At 59.5% G+C, this 20,928-nt stretch carries 14 protein-coding genes, 1 rRNA gene and 6 pseudogenes; 4 read left to right on the top strand and 17 right to left on the bottom strand.

What is annotated here, in order from left to right:
- Positions 1-689: 689 nt before the first annotated feature.
- From CR917_RS24915 to CR917_RS27845, 12 genes and pseudogenes are all read right to left on the bottom strand, one after another.
- Positions 690-4,349, bottom strand: a complete 3,660-nt coding sequence (locus tag CR917_RS24915; protein ID WP_256589765.1) for a DUF6531 domain-containing protein — start codon at positions 4,347-4,349, stop codon at positions 690-692.
- A complete protein-coding gene (locus CR917_RS24910; RefSeq protein WP_371920458.1) occupies positions 4,346-5,080 on the bottom strand; it encodes a DUF2345 domain-containing protein in 735 nt (244 codons plus the stop codon). The genes CR917_RS24915 and CR917_RS24910 overlap by 4 nt, the downstream gene beginning before the upstream one ends.
- A gap of 7 nt (positions 5,081-5,087) precedes the next feature.
- A pseudogene (locus tag CR917_RS28285) lies at positions 5,088-5,387 on the bottom strand (hypothetical protein); the annotation flags it as partial.
- Positions 5,388-5,401: 14 nt separating this feature from the next.
- Positions 5,402-6,010 carry a hypothetical protein gene (locus CR917_RS27225; RefSeq protein WP_146095046.1) on the bottom strand — a complete coding sequence of 203 codons (609 nt, stop codon included), beginning with the start codon at positions 6,008-6,010 and terminating at the stop codon, positions 5,402-5,404.
- A 26-nt stretch (positions 6,011-6,036) separates the two neighbouring features.
- Positions 6,037-6,387 carry a hypothetical protein gene (locus tag CR917_RS27220; protein WP_146095045.1) on the bottom strand — a complete coding sequence of 117 codons (351 nt, stop codon included), beginning with the start codon at positions 6,385-6,387 and terminating at the stop codon, positions 6,037-6,039.
- 342 nt (positions 6,388-6,729) lie between these two features.
- Positions 6,730-7,435 (bottom strand): annotated as a pseudogene (locus CR917_RS24900) (RHS repeat domain-containing protein); the annotation flags it as partial.
- 117 nt (positions 7,436-7,552) lie between these two features.
- Entirely contained in the window at positions 7,553-8,296 is a 744-nt protein-coding gene (locus tag CR917_RS27215; RefSeq protein ID WP_146095044.1) for a hypothetical protein, read from the bottom strand.
- 358 nt (positions 8,297-8,654) lie between these two features.
- Positions 8,655-9,195 (bottom strand): annotated as a pseudogene (locus CR917_RS28280) (RHS repeat domain-containing protein); the annotation flags it as partial.
- 340 nt (positions 9,196-9,535) lie between these two features.
- Positions 9,536-9,847: pseudogene (locus tag CR917_RS28275) on the bottom strand (hypothetical protein); the annotation flags it as partial.
- A gap of 106 nt (positions 9,848-9,953) precedes the next feature.
- Positions 9,954-10,646 (bottom strand): hypothetical protein, encoded by a 693-nt coding sequence (locus CR917_RS27210; RefSeq protein WP_146095043.1) that lies wholly within the window; start codon positions 10,644-10,646, stop codon positions 9,954-9,956.
- Between the two features lie 413 nt (positions 10,647-11,059).
- Positions 11,060-11,393, bottom strand: a pseudogene (locus CR917_RS28270) (RHS repeat domain-containing protein); the annotation flags it as partial.
- Positions 11,373-11,531: pseudogene (locus CR917_RS27845) on the bottom strand (cytochrome C oxidase Cbb3); the annotation flags it as partial. The pseudogenes CR917_RS27845 and CR917_RS28270, both read right to left, overlap by 21 nt.
- Positions 11,532-11,551: 20 nt before the next feature.
- Here CR917_RS27845 and rrf point away from each other — a divergent pair.
- Positions 11,552-11,667: ribosomal RNA gene (rrf, locus tag CR917_RS24880) — 5S ribosomal RNA — on the top strand.
- Positions 11,668-11,789: 122 nt separating this feature from the next.
- Here the strand turns inward: rrf and CR917_RS24875 are convergent.
- Positions 11,790-12,332 (bottom strand): hypothetical protein, encoded by a 543-nt coding sequence (locus CR917_RS24875; RefSeq protein ID WP_078480290.1) that lies wholly within the window; start codon positions 12,330-12,332, stop codon positions 11,790-11,792.
- Between the two features lie 316 nt (positions 12,333-12,648).
- On the opposite strand from CR917_RS24875, the gene CR917_RS24870 reads away from it, so the two are divergent.
- Entirely contained in the window at positions 12,649-13,653 is a 1,005-nt protein-coding gene (locus CR917_RS24870; protein ID WP_104573123.1) for a sensor domain-containing diguanylate cyclase, read from the top strand.
- Positions 13,654-13,690: 37 nt separating this feature from the next.
- On the opposite strand, the gene lpdA is transcribed toward CR917_RS24870, so the two are convergent.
- The 4 genes from lpdA to CR917_RS24850 are packed head-to-tail and all read right to left on the bottom strand — an operon-like array spanning position 13,691 to position 18,664.
- Entirely contained in the window at positions 13,691-15,073 is a 1,383-nt protein-coding gene (lpdA, locus tag CR917_RS24865) for a dihydrolipoyl dehydrogenase (protein WP_104573122.1), read from the bottom strand.
- A gap of 2 nt (positions 15,074-15,075) precedes the next feature.
- The gene (locus tag CR917_RS24860) at positions 15,076-16,371 is read right to left on the bottom strand and encodes a dihydrolipoamide acetyltransferase family protein (RefSeq protein WP_104573121.1); all 1,296 of its coding nucleotides are present in this window, start codon (positions 16,369-16,371) and stop codon (positions 15,076-15,078) included.
- Positions 16,372-17,430 (bottom strand): alpha-ketoacid dehydrogenase subunit beta, encoded by a 1,059-nt coding sequence (locus CR917_RS24855; RefSeq protein WP_043861770.1) that lies wholly within the window; start codon positions 17,428-17,430, stop codon positions 16,372-16,374.
- Position 17,431: 1 nt separating this feature from the next.
- Complete coding sequence (locus CR917_RS24850) at positions 17,432-18,664, bottom strand: 3-methyl-2-oxobutanoate dehydrogenase (2-methylpropanoyl-transferring) subunit alpha (RefSeq protein WP_043861771.1); 1,233 nt, start codon at positions 18,662-18,664, stop codon at positions 17,432-17,434.
- 199 nt (positions 18,665-18,863) lie between these two features.
- Between CR917_RS24850 and bkdR the strand changes: the two genes are divergently transcribed.
- A complete protein-coding gene (bkdR, locus tag CR917_RS24845) occupies positions 18,864-19,355 on the top strand; it encodes a Bkd operon transcriptional regulator BkdR (RefSeq protein WP_043861772.1) in 492 nt (163 codons plus the stop codon).
- 235 nt (positions 19,356-19,590) lie between these two features.
- On the top strand, positions 19,591-20,832 hold the full coding sequence (locus CR917_RS24840; RefSeq protein ID WP_173925107.1) for a glutamine synthetase family protein: 1,242 nt from the start codon (positions 19,591-19,593) through the stop codon (positions 20,830-20,832).
- Positions 20,833-20,928 lie beyond the last annotated feature (96 nt).

The raw sequence follows: 20,928 nt of genomic DNA, 5'->3' as shown, positions 1-20,928 counted from the left end.
GGGGCAAGGCCCGCTCCCACGGCCCGGCGGCCAGAAGCGGATTCTGCCCGAAGGGTGTAGGAGCCGGCGTTGCCGGCGAACGAGCGCGAAGCGGTCGCAAGGCCTGAGGGCGCGGTGTATCAGGCAGACCGCATGTGCAGGTTTTACTGGCGCTGCGCACCAGATCGCGGGCAAGGCCCGCTCCTACGGCCTGGCGGCCAGAGGCGGAGTCTGCCCGCAGGGCGTAGGAGCCGGCGTTGCCGGCGAATGAGCGCGAAGCGGTCGCAAGGCCTGAGTGCGCGGTGTGTCAGGCGAACCGCATGTGCAGGTTTTACTGGCGCTGCGCACCAGATCGCGGGCAAGGCCCGCTCCCACGGCCTGGCGGCCAGAGNCGTTGCCACCGCCTGTTCGAACTGAGGTCGGGCTTGAGGGCCTTATCGCGGGTCAAGCCCGCTTCCACAGGTACAGCGCCGTTCTCGAAACCAGCGCCGTACCTGTGGGAGCGGGCTTGCCCCGCGANGCCAGTACCGGCTTCAGGTTTGTTCCAGTAATGCGCCGTCGAGTGCTTGTGCAACCGTCGCCCAAGGGCGTCATAGCTGTACTCGACCTTGAGCTTGTCGTCGCTGTAAGCCTGCAAACGGTCGAACAGGTCCCAGGTGAACCGGGCCTGCACACCGTTGTGCAACCGATGGCTCAGGTTGCCCCGCTCGTCATAGGTGTAATGCGTGCCCGCATACTCGCGCAGCAGGTTGNTGTGGGAGCGGGCTTGCCCCGCGAAGTTTTTCAGGCCGGCAACTGCCCCAGCAGGTACACCCGTAGCCGCTCGATACTCTCGCGCCACGCACTGCCCACCGGCCATGCCAGGTAGTAGGCATCCCCCGTTGCCACCGCCTGTTCGAACTGAGGTCGGGCTTGAGGGCCTTATCGCGGGTCAAGCCCGCTGGGCGGTTGAGCTGCTGCGTCTTCTCGTCCAGCAGGTTACCGGCCGGGTCAAACGCGAATGTCTCCACCCCCAGGCGACTGGTGGCCTGCAACAGGCGACCGACAGGGTCGTACTGGTAGGCCAACTGACCACGTCGGCTGTCGTGAATGTCGGTGAGTTGCCCGGCGCCATCGTACTGGTACTGACGCTTGAGCAACGTGGACTTGCCGTCGTGGCTGCCTAGCAGTTGCTCCTGCAGCCGTCCGGCCGGGTCCCAGGCCTGGGTCTGCATCAGCTTGTTGCCCTGACGGCGCGCCACTTCACGGTGCAGGTCATCGCGCTCGTAGCTGAGCATGTCGTGCTGGTCGAGCTTCATGCCCAGCAGGTGGCCGCTGCCGTAGGTCAGCCAGCTGACCGTATGGCCATCGGGGCGCACGGTCGCGATGCGCTGGTTGAGCACGTCGTACTTGTGCGTCCACACCGCCACCATCGGCTGCTGCAACCCCAGGTAATGCTGATGCTCGCGGGTCAGATTGCCCGCCTCGTCATGGAACCACTGCAGCTGGCTTGCCGCGTTGATCGCCTGGATCAGCCTGCCGTTGCCGTCATAGGCAAAGCGCTCGGTCTGGGACTGATCACCCAGCCTGGCGGTACGCTCGGCCAGCCGACCCATGGGGTCGAAACGCAGGTCGATGCGGCGCTGGCCGACCTGGGTCGAGGCCAGGCGACCGCTGTACGGGTCGTATTGATAGCGGGTGGTCAGGCCATCGAAGCCGGTCTCCTGCAACAGGCGACCGACCGGGTCGTACACGAAGCTCGCCTGGCTGGTGTTTTCGTTTTCCAGGCCAATCAGCCGGCCCAGTTTGTCCCAGCGGTAGCGCAGGGTGTGCTCGTTGGCGTCGACGCGCTCGGCCAGAAGCCCGGCGCCGGAATAGGTCCAGGTGGTGCAGCGGTCGAGCGCGTCGAGGTACGCCAGCAGACGGCCCTCGGCATCACGTTCGAAGCGCTCTTCGGTGTTGTCGGGGTGGGTGACCCTGGACAGTTGCCCGGCCTTGTACTCATAGGCGGTCTTGTTGCCCGCTGCGTCGGCGAACTGCACCAGCTGGCCGAAGTCGTTGTAGGCCCACTGGCTGGTCTTGCCGGAGCAGTCGACGTACTCGAGTAGTTGCCCGGCGTCGTTGTAGGCCAGCGCCTTCTGGTTGCCGTTGGCGTCCTTGATCGCACTTACCAGGCCGCTTGGGGTGTAGGCAAATTCGGTCTTGTTGCCCAGCGGGTCGACCGTCTCTACCAGGTTGCCGCGCTCGTCGTAGTCGCGCAGCCAAAGGCCACCCTCGGCATCGCGGATCTTAATCAGCTGGTCATGGTCGTCGTAGGCGTAGTGCAGCGTGCTGTGGTCGGGACGGATGTGCTGCAGCAGGTTGCTGCGCTCATCAAAGCTGTAGCGGTCCTGGCTACCGTCGGGGTGCACGTGGCGGATGACGTTCTTGCGCTCATCCCGGAACAGCCACTCCGAATTGCCGTCCGGATGACGGATGCGGTAGGTGTAGCCCTGGATGTCGTAGTAGTGCCAGGTTTCCTGGCCATGGGCGTCGGTCACATAGGTGAGGCGGATACGCTCATCCCACTCCAGGTGCACTTCGAAGCTGCCGTCATCTGCCCACTCATGGATGGCCCTGGCATGCGGGCCGTTGCCGTCCCACTCCAGGTTGAAACCGCGCCCGGTGCGGTCGGTGTAACGGGTGATCAGATGATGCTGGTACTCATAGTGCCAGGCGGCACCGTTTTCATCCTGAGCCGCCACCAGGTCACCCGCGCCGTCATAGTGATAGGCGCACAGTTGGCGCAGCGGCTTGCCGTCGACCACGTGCCAGAGACCCTGGATATGCCCGTGCGCGTCGAGCCGCGTTCCCAGTTGCAGGTGTACCTTGCTGGGGTCGTCGTCCTGGTAGGTGTTGATGTCGGACAGCACCGGCTGGCCGTTGTGGCGATGCTCGTAGTGCAGCATGGCGCCCGCGCCGCTGCGTAGCTGAATGTGCGTCAGATAGAAACGATCGCCATGGCGCGCATAGGTCTCCCGGCGATCCAGGCCACGCAGCAGTACCAGTTGCTGTTCGCCGGTGCGCACCAGGGTGAGGTACTCGACAGCGTCGTAGTGGGGCTTGCCCTTTTCGGGCATTGGAAAATCGTGACTGCGCCCATCGAAGTCAAGCAGCACCAGGCCCTGGCCGACCACGTCGATGCAGGTGGTGAACTCGGTGAGCCAACGGGCACCGAGGCTGGGGTTGTCGAGGCGCTCGAGACGCGAATTGTAAGTACGGGTCCAGATGACGGGAAACGGGCCTGGCAGGCTGAAGTCGGTGTGGTCCAGCGACTCGCTGCCAAGGGCGAAGTTGATACGGTTGCAACTGCTGGCACAGGTGCCGTTCTTGCTGTCGTTGGCCGCTTGTTTGGCCGACGCCTGCCGGGTAATGGCCTCGGTCTCGCCCTTGGCATCCTGATGCCTGGCCTGGGTGGTCTTGTCGCCCTTGACCGTGCTGCCGAGTGCCTTGGGATTGCGCTTGTGCCAGAGCACACTGCTGTTGTGCAGGATAAGGCGCATGCTCTCGATGGATTGCGGGTTGGCTGCACTGGTCATGCTCATCAGTTGCGTACGCATCTGTGGCGCCAGGCTACGCAGGGCCCGGGTACGGGCCAGCACTTCATGCTGTACCCCCTCGGGCACGGCATTGCGCATGATCATGTTGGCGGCGCCCTTGCCCATCGCGGCGTAGGCATCGCTGAGGGCGGCGAAGGCGTTTTCGAAGACCACCGAGGGGTCGGAACGCAACGCGTTCTTTGCTGCAATGGCGCTGCGCCCGGCAGCCTCCAGATTCGCGGCGCTGTCGAGCTTGCCGGTAATCACGGCATCGATCGCGTTGGCCGTGTTGTTGACCAGCTTCTCACCGACGTCGGCGCACTCCTTGAGGATCGCCTCCAACTGCCCTTCTGCGTCAGCCAGAAAGGCATCGATTTCGCCAAGCAAGGTGGCATTGAGGTGGCCGACGATGATCTCGATCAACGAGTCGCCGAGCATCTGCTTGCCTTCCTGACGGGCCAGCACCAGCATCGGCCGCAGGCTCTTGCGCGCAGCCGCCATGGTCGGTGGCGTGGGAATCACGCCGATCAGGTTGATGCCCAGGCTGACCCAGTCGAGCGGGTCGGGCTTGTCGCTGGAGGCCAGGTTGACAACGTCGCCGACCGCATCGACCAGGGCGATGATGTTGCCGATGACCGGCAGCACCTCAGCCACCTCCTTGAGGCGCTCGAGGTTGACGTAGCCACCGCTGATATCCCGCAGCCAGGCGTCGAACACGGCGGCGCCGCTACTCACGTCCTCGATGCCGATCTGATCCAGGGGAACGACTGCGGCCTGTGGTGGCCGTTGTTTGGCGGGGGTGTTGTCGCTCATGAGATCAGTTCACCTGGCAGCAGATCGGTAACGGTATTCAGGCCTGGAGCCTTGAGGTCGGTCAGTGAGAGGGCCGGCAGCGTGGGCAGGCTGGCCCTGGCGCCCTTGAGTGCAGCGCCCGCCTGGTCGGCCTCGCCCAGGGCGACCGAGGCAGCAGGCAGGGCAGAGCTGGCGGCACTGACCAGTTGCCTGGCACTGCCAAAAAGACTGCCCTTGCCATCGTTGGGCAGCACCAGCTTGTCGACCAGCGTTGCCACTACCGTGGGCGAGTGGCTGGGGTCAGGTAGCTGCAACGGCCAGTTGACCAAACCGATGTAGCTGCTCGGTGTCCACGGCGGGGTCGGGTCGCGTCCGAACCTGACCCACGCCGGCCCCGGTGCCACCCCCGACACGGCATTGAACCCCTGGCCATCGAGGCTGCCCTTGAGCACCGTACCCAGCGCATCGGTCACTTCGTAATCGCCGGCCTGGATGCCCTTGGCATTGGCGTACAGGTTGAACAGCTCCAGGCTGCCCTTGCCCGGCTTGGGCGGCTCGGGGAAGGTCCCGGCCAGGCTCTTGGGCCCCACATGGGCGAAGTTCGCCGCGTGCGCGGTGTACGGCCCGGTGGTCACGTGGGTGATGCCGCTGGCGTTGTAGGTGGTGGCACTGCCGCCGCCCTGTACCACCAGTTCGGTCTTGGCTGTCAGCGTGATGCGGTCGGCATTGGCAGTGATGTCGAGCTTGGCCAGCAGGTTGATGTTGTCTTTCAGCGCTTTGATATCGATGTCGCCCNTGGCTCAGGTTGCCCCGCTCGTCATAGGTGTAATGCGTGCCCGCATACTCGCGCAGCAGGTTGTCCATCAACCGGTTACGCCTGGGCGTGCGCTCCAGCGGCCGCGTCGGCTCGTGGTGCTTGTCATCCAGCAGGTTGCCGGCCGGGTCGAAGGCGAAGGTCTCCACGCCCAGGCGGCTGGTGGCCTGCAACAGGCGGCCAATCGGGTCGCACTGATACTCACGCTTGAGCAGGGTCGATTTGCCGTCCTGGCTGCCCAGCAAATGCACTCATCCTTCTATTTAGTTCTCTTCCTGGTTGACCACGATCTAAACAAAGTGTCCACCTCGTTAGCTAAGCCAATAACTTTCTGCTCAGCTTCGCTGTTACCAATCCTCATATTTTCAGGAAGTTTTTCCATCAAAAATTGATCTTGGCCACCTAGAATTCCTGACAGATGCGCATTCACACGAAAAATAATACGGTGCATTCTCCAACAAGTCGCTCCCTCACAACTAGCAGAACGAGAGAAACCACGATCCCCGATTGCTTTAGGAACACTCTTTCCACCAACCCAACATGCTGAATGGAGCTCGATAACTATATCCTTATAATTTGAATCCTCTCTTACATACTCTGGATCACTGAACAAAATCTTCCACCTCGGTATTTCGGAAAACCGAAGTGAGCATAAGATAGGGCGAAACAATCTCTCTGATAAATCAACCTCATGAATATTTTTCGGTGGTTCCAAATAGAAGTTCTTGAATACTTCTATCAGAGCACCAAGATTGCACTCGACGTGTTCAATTAACCGTGCCAGAACAAAGCCTACACGCCCATCTTTTGACATGTCCGGAATATAAAAAACATCACCCGACCTAACATCATTTCTTAGTAACCACATTCCGCCCCTCTCGAAACCTCATAAAGTCAAGATTTTTTTTCAGCAGCCTTACTAGCGCGTATTTCTGCTAGTGCTTTTTCTAGAATTTTCATGTCGGGAGGATTTTTCTGCCCCCCCTTAGATCTCATCCATTTCCCCACTGGATTTTTTGGCCCTCGTGTTAGGAGTCGTCCCTCTTCAGTTATTTCGCTTGCTTTAATAGAGCGCTTAACCACTTCACCCAGTTCATTACTCACCTTACAATTAAGAAGACCATTTCTCTCCATAAACAAAAAAAGCGACTTATAACCAATCTCTACACTTTCTCTCCACTCAGGAACTTCACGATACGCCTCCAACACGCCGTCAATATCCCAGACTGTATAATCCGAATACATTTAGATTCTCCTTTCAACTGTTGAAATTCCTAATACAGGGACCAATTCCCCCGTACTTCGATCTTTGACAAACACCCCACCGGCTTCGCGAATCCGACGTTCCTTATCAATTTGATCGCGTTTATCTGCGCTCATACTAGTAACCTCATGAGTTGTGGCAGCGCCGCCTTCAATGATTGCAGTATCAACTCTACGTCGCTCTCCCGTCTCAGGATCCTTCACAGATCTGCCATTCGAGTCCCGTAAGTAGCATTCACTTTGAATAGTGGCATTTGGATGCTTAATTCTCATTTCCGCATTAAACTCCTGATGCCGCCTATCTCCCTCAACTGCGTTTTTGATCCGCGCCAGCCCCCAAGGGTCGATCCAATCAATAGGGTTTGGTGCGTATACGAATAAGTTCAACCCACCCGCATAGCTGATCGGATCCTGCCCAACAAACCGCCCAACCGCCGGATCATAGTACCGATACCGGTTGTAGTGCAGACCCGTCTCATGGTCGTGATACTGGCCCTGAAAGCGGATCGGGTTGTTCAACCCCACCTGTTTCGCCCAGGCCGAACGCTCTTGTTTCACCTCGCCCCACGCCTTGTACTGCGCCGACCACGCCACGTCGCCGTTGTGGTCGGTCAGCTCCATCGGCNGCCTGAGTCTGGCTCAACCTGTTGCCCTGATGCCGCACAACCTCGCGGTGCAGGTCATCGCGCTCGTAGGCCAGCAGTTCATGCTGATCGACCGTCATGCCCAACAGATGACCGCTACCGTAGGTCAGCCAGCTGACCTTGTGCCCGTCCGGACGAGTGGTGGAGGTACGCAGGTTGAGGGCGTCGTACTCGTGCTGCCACACCGCGACCATCGGGGTGCCGGTGGCCAGGTAGTGCTGGTGTTCACGAACGAGGTTGCCGGCCTCGTCATGGAACCACTGCAGTTTGCTCGCGGCGTTGATGGCCTGGATCAGCCTGCCGTTGCCGTCGTAGGCAAAGGTTTCTTCCTCGCGCTGGTCACCCTGGCTGGCCACGCGGGAATTCAGGCGGCCTACGGGGTCGAAGAATGATCATAATTATATTTTTATAATTTTAAACTCCCCCTTCAACCCGCAAATCATATTGGCGAACCTTTCAAGACCTATTAATATCTCTCCAACTCGCTATCAGAACTTACATTTTTAATCAATCGCATGCGAAGCTAACAGACCATGATAAATCAACTCATCCCTTGCGGCCTCTTGTGCATCTCCACTCAAGGCCCAGCATACAAAGCCATTACGCTCTTCTACTTCCCCATACCGCCCAACAACATCCTCCAAAACTTTACGCTGAACCTCTGGAAATGCCTTTATTTTACTTTGACCAAGACAATTCAAATCAAAAACATCTCTCAAATATAAATAATCAAGAGACATTCTCTTTGCCTTCGCCCACTTACCAGCTTCACTCCTACGAGACCAGAACATTGGATGACATTCATCTGGAGAATAGTACCCCATCCCATACGCCGCACCGTAAACCTGTGACTCTCGGTATAAATAAATGTACCCAAATTTCGCATAAAAAAACTCATACAACAACACAAATTCCAGCAAATCAGTCACATCAACCTGTTCGCTATTAGCAGCCAACAGCAATCCTGTGGCACTTGATAGGACAGCAGAAAATGCGCAGTTGAATGGTTCATCTTGCTCACCCTTTGCCCAAAGCCGCTCCGAAAATAACTCTACCGAATCCATCAATCTTATATTTCTCTCAAAACTAGAACTCGTGTATTTTATTACTTTACCACGCGCCCCCCCAAATCTATCTATTCTTGACCCAATACTCTCAAACCATAGTTTCAAATACTGACTATCCTGCAGAACATCTAAAGGAGTGCACACTGCATCTCCGACCAAGAAACTGCATTTACCATCCATATTACTTCACCCTCATCGTCCTAGGTGTTCTAGAGTAATCACCAGCTCGCGCTCCAAGGCCACTTAACGTATTCTCAGCCTTGCTATCCAACTCACGGAATTTATCAGTAGGCGAAGGCACCTCAACAATATCCACTTTCCCATCTTTACGCAGCCCAGTTACATCAGGACGTGTATTGGGATCTGTAGGAACCCCCGTAACTGTCTTCACCGCAACGTTCACACCCACCCGCTCATAATCCCCACTCATCGCCATCTGTTCCGCAATATCTTCCGACATTTGCGCATGGCCATCGCCCCCTGTCTTTTGCCCCGTACCAATAATTGGACAACCATTGACCATCCGTACAGGCTGCTTCTTGGCCAGCCCCAGCGGATCAATCCAGAAGATTGGATTGGGGGCATAAGCAAACAGGTTTGCCCCGCCCAGGTACTTGATCGGATCTTGCCCAACAAACCGCCCAACCGCCGGATCATAGTACCGATACCGGTTGTAATGCAGCCCAGTCTCATGGTCGTGATACTGGCCCTGGAAGCGGATCGGGTTGTTCAACCCCACCTGTTTCGCCCAGGCCGAACGTTCTTGTTTCACCTCACCCCACGCCTTGTACTGCGCCGACCACGCCACGTCGCCGTTGTGGTCGGTCAGTTCCATCGGCGTACCCAGGTGGTCACACTGGTACCAGGTAATCGCATCAAAGGGTTGTGGCGAGGCCGCTTGCTGCCAGAGCGGGTCCTGGTCGATGTCGTANGTCGCCGTTGTGGTCGGTCAGCTCCATCGGCGTACCCAGGTGGTCACACTGGTACCAGGCAATTGCATCAAAGGGTTGTGGCGAGGCCGCTTGCTGCCAGAGAGGGTCCTGGTCGATGTCGTAGGGGCGGTTGCTCCAGTCCGGCTCCTTGTACAACCGTATNAATCGCATCAAAGGGTTGTGGCGAGGCCGCTTGCTGCCAGAGCGGGTCCTGGTCGATGTCGTAGGGGCGGTTGCTCCAGTCCGGCTCCTTGTACAACCGTATCGGGNGAGAGGGTCCTGGTCGATGTCGTAGGGGCGGTTGCTCCAGTCCGGCTCCTTGTACAACCGTATTGGGGCCTTGCGCAGAGCCTGCGCCACCGGCACAAAGCTGCCGGGTTCGTACAGGTAGTGCACCGTGCGCCCGGTGTCACCTTCATCCTGCGCAGGCGAGCTTTCCNGGGTCCTGGTCGATGTCGTAGGGGCGGTTGCTCCAGTCCGGCTCCTTGTACAACCGTATCGGGGCCTTGCGCAGAGCCTGTGCCACAGGCACAAAGCTGCCAGGCTCGTACAGGTAGTGCACCGTGCGCCCGGTGCCACCTTCATCCTGCGCAGGCGAGCTTTCCCAGGCGAGGGTGTCGCCGTCCCAGCCGAACAGGGTGAAACCGCAGTTCAGCTCGCGTTGGCGCTTGGCTCGCTCCAGCTCATTCCAGCCGGCCCCCACCTGAGGCTTGTTCCAGTAATGCGCCGTCGAATGCTTGTGCAACCGTCGCCCGAGGGCGTCATAGCTGTACTCGACCTTGAGCTTGTCATCGTTGTAGTAGTGGTGCAGTTAGTCGAAAAGGCCCCAGATACTGGGACCGCACGCCGTCGTGCGGTCGATGGTGCGCTTTAGCAATTCAAGCCTGAAAAGGTGATTCAATAATCTATGCCATACACGCTGCCAGAAGCTCGACTTCAGCGAGCTCTTTTCGAGCCATCTCTCGCTCGCTTTCGTTCAATATCCACACAGTGAAACCCTCCTTGACGGAGCATTCACCATATCGAACCATGGCAGACTTAAGCTGATGCAGTTTGTTAGAAGGCAGCGCGCCCAATTTTCGAGGAGAAAATAGATTTACCGCATAAACATCTCGAATATAAAAATCTTGCTTTCCAGCCCACTGCATCTTCAACCACATAATAACCTCATCCCCGCCTGACCATGTTAACGGGTGACTCTCATCAACTGTATGTATACCTTGCGCATAACCAAACCCATACGCATGATTTTCGGAATAGGCGTAAGCATAATCAAATGACGCACACCATTCAGAATACTCGAAAAACGAATTTACCAAATTTGAAATATTCGATCTTCCTGAAGAAACTGAAAGAACCAGACCTACATCTTTTGCTAGTACAGCAGAGCATTCACAATTCAGTGTCTCACGCACCTCCCCCTTTTCCAAAATACGCTCAGAATATAGTTCAATCGATTCTATCTTGCCCCCTCCCAACTCCTTAATTAACTTTCCTTCACTAAACTTAATCACACCGCCATTTTTCCCGCCATAGCGATCAATCCTGCCTCCCATTTTCTGCATCCACTCTTTCATCACTGAGTACGACATAGACATACTCAAATCGTGGCCGGGCCGAGGATGAGCCACTAGAAAATTGTAAGCTGTAACCATTTAATTACTCCGACGTGTTTTTTCCGTTTCTCTGTATGCACCAGCACGATCACCTAAGCCTTGCAAGGTGTTCTGTCCCTTCGCTCTTAGCTTGTGTGACTGATCGGTAGGCGATGGCACCTCAACGATATCTACCTTGCCATCCTTACGCAGCCCCGTCACATCAGGACGTGTAATCGGATCTGTAGGAACACCAGTCACAGTTTTAACAGCAACGTTCACACCCACCCGCTCATAATTCCCACTCATGGCCATCTGTTCCGCGATGTCTTCCGACATCTGCGCATGCCCTTCCCCACCAGTTTTCTGCCCCGTACCAATAATCGGACACCCATTGACCTCCCTTACCGGTTGCTTCTTCGCCAGCCCCAGCGGGTCAATCCAGAAGATTGGATTCGGGGCATAAGCAAACAAGTTTGCCCCGCCCAGATACTTGATCGGATCCTGCCCAATAAACCGACCAACCTCCGGATCATAGTACCGATACCGGTTGTAATGCAGCCCGGTCTCATGATCGTGATACTGCCCCTGGAAGCGGATCGGGTTGTTCAACCCCACCTGTTTCGCCCAGGCCGAACGTTCTTGTTTCGCCTCACCCCACGCCTTGTACTGCGCCGACCACGCCACGTCGCCGTTGTGGTCGGTCAGCTCCATCGGCGTACCCAGGTGGTCACACTGGTACCAGGCAATGTTGACGGTCTTGATCGCCATCATCGGGCCTTCGAAGGTCGACATGCCGTAGAACGCCAGCGACACCACCAGAAAGCGCAGGATCGGGTCGCTGCGCAGCTTATGCCAGGCGCCCGAGAGGGTCATCATGCCGTTGATCCCTTCTGGCAACAGAATTTCTTGACGACCATAGAGCATTGGAACCACCTGATCCCATCCCGAACTCAGTAGTGAAACGATGCATCGCCGATGGTAGTGTGGGGTTTCCCCATGTGAGAGTAGGTCATCGTCAAGATTAAATTCCGAAACCCCTATCTGCATCTGCAGGTAGGGGTTTTGTCTTTGTGGGCTGAAAGTTTCCTGCAAGGCGGGCATAAAAAAACCACCTTGGGAGGTGGTTTTTTTACGTAATACGATTCAGGCCAGCGGGTCCGTCCTGTCCTTTTCGTTGGTGCCTTCTGCCGACAGTGTCTGTGAACCTGCCAGTGCACTGACCGCATCCATCTGTTGAGGCGGTTGCAGCTTGGCCATGGTTTTTATCTCCATTTCTTCCTTGATGCGTTGAGCGATCTGCTTGTCGATCAGCTCCTTCTTCTCAGGGGGTAACTCTTCGTATTCTTCAAGGCTCAGCCCAAGTTCGCGCAGCATCTTCTCGCGAATTTTCTGCTCGGGAGACAGTGCCATGTAGTCGCGAAACTCTTGCAAGGCAGTGCTCTCTGGTTCCTTCGTGTCAAAGATCTCTTCCAGGTTCTGCAGACTGACCTTGAACTTTGCGAACGCTTCTTGCTGGTTGTCGTGAAAGCGCTGCTCGGAGTGACTGGCACTCCCGCGCGTGTCGGACGTCGACTGGATGGCAACTGAAACAGGTACATACGGCACAGCATCGCTGTCTGTAGAAACACTGCTACGTTGCTGAGTGGTAGCGGCTACCTGCCAACCATAATCATTGATGATGCTCACCTGAAGGTCTCCCGATACTGTGCAGAGCAGGGAAGAGCAAGGGCTGTGCCAGTTACCTCACGCTCTGAACCCTCTGTATTACAAGGGGGCAGCAATGCTCGGCCGTTTACTCTGGCACGCTGTTGCCCCAAAGAGGAGGATGATTGCCGCAGGCGGCAACAGCCAAGGCTTGCAGTTGGACGTGCGGTCGGTTCCGCCTGCCGCTTCCATTCTTTCGCGAGTATATTGTTCGAAATTTCGCGCAGGCTTTGGCGCATAACAATCGGCAGCACCATCATTGAGCTGGGGCGTAGTTGCTGGACAGGGGAGAGTGTCCATGAGTGAGAATACCGCTTGCGTGATGGCGCCATTGAGCGACCTGGGGCAAGAGCAACTGCAAACCCTCCTGGACCTGGTCAGTGATGGCATCTGGGACTGGAACGCCAACACCGGCCATGTCTATCGCAACCCGGGTTGGTATCGCATGCTGGGCTACCCCAGCCACTCGCTGGACAATACGGTGTTCACCTGGGAAAACGTCATTCACCCCGAGGACTACCCGCGGGTGATGGCCTGCTTCGAGGACTACCTGAGCCAGCGCGCGCCAAGCTACCAGGTGGAGTACCGTTGCCGTTGCAAGGATGGCAGCTACCTGTGGATCGAGGACAGCGGGCATGTGGTTGCGCGCAACCCTGATGGCTCGGTGGCCAGGATGTTCGGTGCACACCGCAACATCGACGACCGCAAGCGCCTGGTTGCCCATCTGGAGCAGCGCAACAGCTCGCTGGAGTCACTGATTGCCGAACGGACCCGGGAACTGTGCTGGGTGAACGAGCAACTGAAACGTCAGCTCGATGAGAACCGTGACCTGGCCGAGCGCGACTCGTTGACCCTGGCGGCCAATCGTTATCGCCTGGAAAAGGCCCTGCTTCAGGAATGCGAACGTGCCGGCCGCTTTCGTTTGCCCTTGAGCCTGATCCTGATGGATTTCGACGATTTCAAGCCGATCAATGATCGTTACGGCCACGCCTGTGGCGATACCGCCCTGGTAGAGGTGGTCGAACAGATCCGTAAGTGTGTCGGCCCCGAGCACCTGCTTGCCCGATGGGGGGGTGACGAGTTCATGGTGTTGATGCCAGGGAGTGACCTGCAGGCAGCAATGGCGGTAGCCGATGCCATCCGCCAGCAGGTGTTGAGGTTGCCCCCAATTGGCGAGCACCGCGTCACATTGAGTTTTGGCATCGCCCAGTGGCGTGGCGGCGAGCGCCCGGAGCAACTGGTCGCCCGTGCCGACCAGGCGCTCTATCGCGCCAAGGCCGGCGGCAAGAACCAGATCGCCTGATGCCTGGGCGTCGATGATCGACGCCCAGTGGTTCTGGCTACAGGTGCAACGCGTGCCCCAAGGCACGCAATGCAGCCTCCTGCACAGCCTCTCCGAGGGTAGGGTGGGCATGGATGGTTCCGGCCACATCCTCGAGCCGGGCGCCCATCTCCAGTGATTGTGCAAACGCGGTAGACAGTTCCGAAACCCCCACGCCGACAGCCTGCCAGCCCAGGATCAGATGATTGTCGCGACGCGCCACCACGCGTACGAAGCCGCTTTTGGATTCCAGCGTCATGGCCCTGCCATTGGCCGCGAACGGGAACTGCGCAACGATGCAATCCAGGCCTTGCTGTTGTGCGGCCTCGGGTGTCTTGCCTGCCACCACCACCTCGGGGTCGGTAAAGCACACTGCCGCGATGGCCACCGGATCGAAAACCCGCTGCTTGCCGGCGATGAGTTCGGCCACCATCTCGCCCTGGGCCATGGCGCGGTGGGCCAGCATCGGCTCGCCGCTCAGATCGCCGATTGCCCACACATTGCGCATGCTGGTCTGGCAACGCTCATCGATGGCAATGGCAGAGCCATTCATCTTGAGCTCCAGGGTTTCCAGGTTGAACCCTTGAGTGCGTGGTCGACGTCCTACGGCAACCAGCACCTGATCGGTTTCCAGCGTCAACTGTTCGCCATGCGGGTCCCTGATCTGCAGGCACTGGGTGGCGTTATCGAAGCCTTCGACGCTGTGCTTGAGGTACAGCGTCATGCCCAGTTTCTTCAGCGACTCGGCTACCGGCTGAGTGAGCTCGCTGTCATACGTAGGCAGGATACGCTCGCGCGCTTCCACCACGCTTACCTCGACCCCCAGCTTGCGGTAGGCAATACCCAGCTCCAGGCCGATATAGCCTGCACCCACCACCGTCAGGCGCCTTGGCAGGCGTTGCGGGGCCAGGGCTTCGGTGGACGAGATGATCGGGCCGCCCAGTGGAAGCATGGGCAGCTCCACACTGCTGGAGCCTGTGGCGAGCAGCAGGTGCTCGCACTGAATGCGCTGGCCTTCGACGTCGACGGTTTTGCCGTCGACGATCTTTGCCCAGCCATGAATCACCGTCACGCCGTGTTTCTTCAGCAAGGCGGCAACGCCGCTGGTCAGGCGGTCGACGATGCCGTCCTTCCAGGCCACGCTCTGGGTAATGTCCAGGCTGGGAGCCTGTACCTTGATGCCCAGGCTGGAGTGCTGGCTGTGCTGACAAGTCTGGTGGAACTGCTCCGCTACATGGATCAGTGCCTTGGATGGAATACAGCCGATGTTCAGGCAGGTGCCGCCCAGTGCCTGGCCTTCGACCAGTACAGTGGGGATGCCCAGTTGACCGGCACGAATCGCCGCGACATAACCGCCGGGGCCGCCCCCAATGATCAGCAGGGTGGTATTGAGAGTCTGCATGGTCACTCCACAAACAGGCTGGCAGGTTGTTCGAGCAGGCCGCGGATGGCCTGGATGAAGAGCGCGGCGTCCATGCCGTCGACCACACGATGGTCGAACGAACTGGACAGGTTCATCATCTTGCGCACCACGATCTGGCCGTTGACCACCATTGGCCGCTCGACGATGCGGTTGACCCCGACAATGGCCACCTCCGGCGTGTTCACCACCGGTGTGCTGACGATGCCGCCCAGTGCGCCGAGGCTGGTGAGCGTAATGGTCGAGCCGGACAGCTCTTCACGGCTGGCCTTGTTGTTGCGGGCGGCGTTGGCTACCCGGGCGATCTCGCTGGCATTGCTCCACAGGCTGCCGGCCTCGGCATGGCGCAGCACCGGTACCATCAGCCCGTTGTCGCCCTGGGTGGCGATACCCACATGCACTGCACCATGGCGGGTAATGAGCTGGGCTTCGTCGTCATAGGTGGCGTTGATCTGCGGGAATTCGCGCGCGGCGATCACCATTGCCCGTACCAGGAAGGGCAGCAGGGTCAGCTTGCCGCGGCTGTCACCATGCTTCTTGTTCAGGTGCACGCGCAGTTCTTCCAGCGCGGTCACGTCGATTTCCTCGACATAGCTGAAGTGCGCGACGCGGCGCTTGGCATCCTGCATGCGCTGCGCGATCTTACGGCGCAGGCCGATCACAGGCACCTGCTCGCTGTCGTCACGCCTTGCATAGCCACCGGGGCCCGATGCACTGCTGGTGCTCGGTTGAACGAGAAAAGCGTCCAGGTCTTCGTGCAGGATGCGCCCGGCAGGGCCACTACCATGCACATAGCGCAGCTCTATGCCCGCATCCAGCGCGCGCTTGCGCACCGCCGGGGAGGCCAGCGGACGCTCGTTGGCCTCACGTGGCACGATCGTCGGTGAACGCTGTGCGTTGCCTGAAGGTGCCGCTGCCGGGGTAGACACGACGGCGGGCTGGGGTTGGGCTTCGGGTACGCTGGCCTTCGGTGCGGCAGCTACCGCAGGCGGCGTGGCTGCTGCCGGCTTGCCGGCGCCTTCCTGATAGTTGCCGGCCCCTTCGACCTCGATGCGAATCAGCTCGCTGCCTACGGCCATGACCTCACCGGGCTGGCCGCCCAGGGCCAGCACCTTGCCGGTGACCGGCGAAGGAATTTCCACGGTGGCCTTGTCGGTCATGACGTCGGCGACCACCTGATCTTCGGTGATGGTATCGCCGACCTTTACGAACCATTCCACCAGCTCAACCTGTGCGATGCCTTCGCCGATGTCCGGCATCTTGATGACGTGCGTGCCCATTCAGACCTCCATGACCCGTTTCAATGCTGCACCCACTCGCGATGGGCCGGGGAAGTACGCCCATTCCTGCGCGTGCGGGTAGGGGGTGTCCCAACCGGTGACACGTTCGATCGGGGCTTCGAGGTGATGGAAGCAGTGCTCCTGTACCAGCGCCACCAGCTCGGCGCCAAAGCCGCAGGTGCGGGTGGCTTCGTGCACGACCACACAGCGGCCGGTCTTCTTCACCGACTCGACGATGGTCTCCAGGTCCAGCGGCCACAGGCTGCGCAGGTCGATGACCTCGGCGTCGATGCCGGTCTCTTCGGCAGCCACCTGGGATACATACACCGTGGTGCCGTAGGTCAGTACCGTCACCGCATTGCCTGGGCGGGTGATGGCAGCCTTGTCCAGTGGCACGGTGTAGTAGCCATCCGGTACGGCGCTGGCGGGGTGTTTGGACCAGGGCGTTACCGGCCGGTCGTGGTGCCCGTCGAAAGGGCCGTTGTACAGGCGCTTGGGCTCCAGGAAGATCACCGGGTCGTCGTTTTCGATCGAGGCGATCAACAGGCCCTTGGCGTCGTAGGGGTTCGAAGGCATCACGGTACGCAGGCCGCAGACCTGGGTGAACATCGCCTCCGGGCTCTGGCTGTGGGTCTGGCCGCCGTAGATGCCGCCACCGCACGGCATGCGCAGGGTCAGCGGGGCCACGAACTCGCCGGCAGAGCGGTAGCGCAGGCGGGCCATCTCCGAGACGATCTGGTCCGAGGCAGGGTAGAAGTAGTCGGCAAACTGGATTTCCACCACAGGGCGCAGGCCATAGGCACCCATGCCCACGGCGGTGCCGACGATACCGCTTTCGGAGATCGGTGCGTCGAACACCCGCGACTTGCCGTACTTGTTCTGCAGCCCTTCGGTGCAGCGGAACACGCCGCCGAAGTAACCGACGTCCTGGCCATAGACGACAACATTGTCATCGCGCTCAAGCATGATATCCATGGCCGAGCGCAGGGCCTGGATCATGGTCATGGTGGTAGTCGCCATGGCGGTTTCCAACTGGATAGTGGTGTTGTGATCGTTCATGTCAGATCCCCAGTTCCTGGCGCTGGCGCCGCAGGTGTTCCGGCATTTCCTTGTACACATCCTCGAAAATGCTCGCCGGGCTGGGCATCTGCCCGCCGGCCAGGGTGCCGTACTGCTCGGCTTCCTTCTGCGCACTGATGATTTCGGCTTCCAGCTCAGCAGTCACCGCCTGATGCTCTTGCTCCGACCAGTGCCCGATGGCCACCAGGTGCTGCTTGAGGCGGGCGATCGGGTCGCCGAGGGGGAAGTGGCTCCAGTCGTCGGCTGGACGGTACTTGGATGGGTCGTCCGAGGTGGAGTGCGGCCCGGCGCGGTAGGTCACCCATTCGATCAGGGTCGGGCCCAGGCCGCGGCGGGCACGTTCGGCGGCCCAGCGCGAGGCCGCGTACACCGCGATGAAGTCGTTGCCGTCGACCCGCAGCGAAGCGATGCCACAGCCAACGCCGCGGCCGGCGAAGGTGGTGGACTCACCACCGGCGATGGCCTGGAAGGTGGAGATGGCCCACTGGTTGTTGACCACGTTGAGAATCACCGGGGCCTGATACACGTGTGCGAAGGTCAGCGCGGTGTGGAAGTCCGACTCGGCCGTAGCACCATCGCCGATCCAGGCCGAAGCGATCTTGGTATCGCCCTTGATGGCCGAGGCCATGGCCCAGCCGACCGCCTGCACGAACTGGGTCGCCAGGTTACCGCTGATGGTGAAGAAGCCGGCTTCGCGCACCGAGTACATGATGGGCAGCTGGCGCCCCTTGAGCGGGTCGCGCTCGTTGGACAGCAGCTGGCAGATCATCTCCACCAGCGACACGTCGCGGGCCATCAGGATGCTCTGCTGGCGGTAGGTGGGGAAGCACATGTCGCTACGGTTCAAGGCCAGTGCCTGGCCGCTGCCGATGGCTTCCTCGCCCAGGCTCTGCATGTAGAAGGACATCTTCTTCTGGCGCTGCGCCACGACCATGCGGCTGTCGAACAGCCGGGTCTTGAGCATCGCGCGCATGCCTTGGCGCAGCACTTCGGGGCCGATGTCCTCGGCCCAGGGGCCAAGCGCACGGCCCTGTTCGTCGAGCACGCGGATCAGCCCGTAGGCAAGGTCGGCGGTACCGGCGGGTTCGGCATCGATGGCGGGTTTGCGGACCTGACCGGCGTCATTCAGACGCAGGTAGGAAAAATCGGTCTGGCAGCCTGGCCGGCCTGTAGGCTCGGGCACATGCAGACGCAGGGGGGCGTACTCGTTCATGCTTTTTTACGCTCGCTCTGTCTTGTGTTTTTGTTGAGCTTTGAAGCGGTCGCTACTGAACCCGGCTTGTGACCGGAGAGTCAGTCTTGCCTACATCATATTCCGCTGGCGGAAGAATATTTTTCTCAAGTTCATTGCCTTTGGGGGGGCTTGCGGATAAACATTCTTCAAAAGAACAAGAAGCAGGTGAATTTGTCTCATGCGCAAACTGGATCGTACTGACATCGGCATTCTCAACAGCCTTCAGGACAATGCCCGCATCACCAACGCCGAGCTGGCCCGTTCGGTGAACCTGTCGCCCACCCCCTGTTTCAACCGGGTCAAGGCGCTGGAGGAGCTTGGCGTGATTCGCCAGCAGGTGACCTTGCTGTCGCCCGAAGTGCTGGGGCTGGACGTGAACGTGTTCATCCACGTCAGCCTGGAAAAACAGGTGGAGCAATCGCTGCACCGCTTCGAAGAGGAAATCGCCGAGCGCCCGGAAGTGATGGAGTGCTACCTGATGACCGGCGACCCGGATTACCTGCTGCGTGTACTGCTGCCGAGCATCCAGGCCCTGGAGCGGTTTCTGGACTACCTCACCCGCTTGCCCGGGGTGGCCAATATTCGCTCCAGCTTCGCCCTCAAGCAGGTGCGCTACAAGACTGCGCTGCCGCTGCCGGCCAACGGTATTACGCTGCCAGGCACAGTGTAGACAGCTTCTACGGGTTGGCTGGCGGCGTTCGTCCAGCGATCGGGACTATATGGTGCTTGATATTTTTAACACCCCCGGACTATGTTGTTCGGGTCGCCGTTCGCGGCTTGTTAAAAATAACAAGGATCAAGTCATGACGACCAATGGCCAACGTTCTCTCGCCGAGCGATTGACGGGCATTGATGAAATCGAATGCGTCACCCCCGACCTTAATGGCGTGCCTCGCGGCAAGGTGATGACCGCCGAGGGGTTCCTGGAAGGGCGGCGCCTGCAGATGGCACGCGGCGTGCTGCTGCAGTGCATCATGGGCGGATACCCTGCGGCACGCTTCTATGGCAGCGACGACGGCGACCTTGCCCTGGCGGCCGACCCCCTGCATATCTACCGCCTGCCCTGGAGCGACGAACCAAGGGCACTGGCGATCTGCGATGCCAATGAGCTCGATGGACAGAGCTCGGGCTTGTCCACCCGCGGCCAGCTCAAGGCGGTGATCGAGCGGTATCGCACGCACGGCCTGGCGCCAGTGGTGGCCACCGAGCTCGAGTTCTTCGTGTTCGCTCCCAATCCCGACCCGAGCCAGCCGTTCCTGCCGCCCACCGGGCTGGACGGTCGGCGCGAGGACGGCCATTCGGCGTTCAGCGTCAGTTCCAACAATGGCCTGCGCCCGTTCTTCAGCGAGGTCTACCGTTGCATGGAGGCCCTGGGCCTGCCGCGCGACACCTTCATGCACGAGATGGGCGTCAGCCAGTTCGAGATCAACCTGCTGCACGGTGACCCGCTGCTGCTTGCCGACCAGACCTTCCTGTTCAAGCACCTGCTCAAGGAGGTTGCGCTCAAGCATGGCCTGAATGTGGTGTGCATGGCCAAGCCGCTGGCCAGAACCCCAGGCAGTTCGATGCACATTCACCAGAGCGTGGTCGAGATCGACAACGGCCGTAACGTGTTCAGCGATGCGCAGGGGCAGCCAACTCCTGCCTTCTATCACTTCATCGGTGGCCAGCAGGCATGCATGGCCGACTTCACCGCGTTGTTCGCACCCAACGTCAACTCCTACCAGCGCCTGTGCCACCCTTATGCATCGCCCAACAATGCCTGCTGGTCGCAGGACAACCGCGCTGCGGGCCTGCGTATCCCTGCCAGCGCACCGGTAGCGCGCAGGGTCGAGAACCGCCTGCCCGGGGCCGATACCAACCCCTACCTGGCCATCGCCGCCAGCCTGGCGGCCGGCTTGTACGGTATCGAACAGCAGCTGGAGCCGGCGCCGGCGATCCAGGGCGAATTCGAGGTGCCCGACAACCTGTCACTGCCCTGCACGCTGCACGCGGCACTGGAGCGTCTCAAGCGCAGCCAGTTGGCGAGGGAACTGTTCGGGACTGAGTTCATCGAAGGTTACATCGCGTCCAAGACCCTGGAACTGACCAGCTTCTTCGACGAGATCACCCCGTGGGAGCGGCGCGTGCTGGCGGCACAGGCGTAACTGCGGGGCGGCAATGCCGCCTGGCGCCAGGGTAAGCGGAGGCAGGTGGCAGCCATGATCGAGATCATGGTTTGTCACCTGTTTTTTTATGCCCGG

It is taken from the genome of Pseudomonas sp. BRM28, assembly GCF_002939405.1.
Taxonomy (GTDB): Bacteria; Pseudomonadota; Gammaproteobacteria; order Pseudomonadales; family Pseudomonadaceae; genus Aquipseudomonas; species Aquipseudomonas palmensis.
The sequence above is the reverse complement of the archived record's forward strand: the minus strand, read 5'-3'. Positions and strand labels throughout refer to the sequence as shown.

Coding starts and splice junctions, on each gene's coding strand:
- CR917_RS27220 (WP_146095045.1), bottom strand. CDS start 6,387: ATGTATTCGGATTATACAGTCTGGGATATTGACGGCGTGTTGGAGGCG.
- CR917_RS27215 (WP_146095044.1), bottom strand. CDS start 8,296: ATGGATGGTAAATGCAGTTTCTTGGTCGGAGATGCAGTGTGCACTCCT.
- CR917_RS27210 (WP_146095043.1), bottom strand. CDS start 10,646: ATGTCTATGTCGTACTCAGTGATGAAAGAGTGGATGCAGAAAATGGGA.
- CR917_RS24870 (WP_104573123.1), top strand. CDS start 12,649: ATGAGTGAGAATACCGCTTGCGTGATGGCGCCATTGAGCGACCTGGGG.
- CR917_RS24840 (WP_173925107.1), top strand. CDS start 19,591: ATGACCGCCGAGGGGTTCCTGGAAGGGCGGCGCCTGCAGATGGCACGC.
- lpdA (WP_104573122.1), bottom strand. CDS start 15,073: ATGCAGACTCTCAATACCACCCTGCTGATCATTGGGGGCGGCCCCGGC.
- bkdR (WP_043861772.1), top strand. CDS start 18,864: ATGCGCAAACTGGATCGTACTGACATCGGCATTCTCAACAGCCTTCAG.
- CR917_RS24855 (WP_043861770.1), bottom strand. CDS start 17,430: ATGAACGATCACAACACCACTATCCAGTTGGAAACCGCCATGGCGACT.
- CR917_RS24860 (WP_104573121.1), bottom strand. CDS start 16,371: ATGGGCACGCACGTCATCAAGATGCCGGACATCGGCGAAGGCATCGCA.
- CR917_RS24850 (WP_043861771.1), bottom strand. CDS start 18,664: ATGAACGAGTACGCCCCCCTGCGTCTGCATGTGCCCGAGCCTACAGGC.
- CR917_RS27225 (WP_146095046.1), bottom strand. CDS start 6,010: ATGTGGTTACTAAGAAATGATGTTAGGTCGGGTGATGTTTTTTATATT.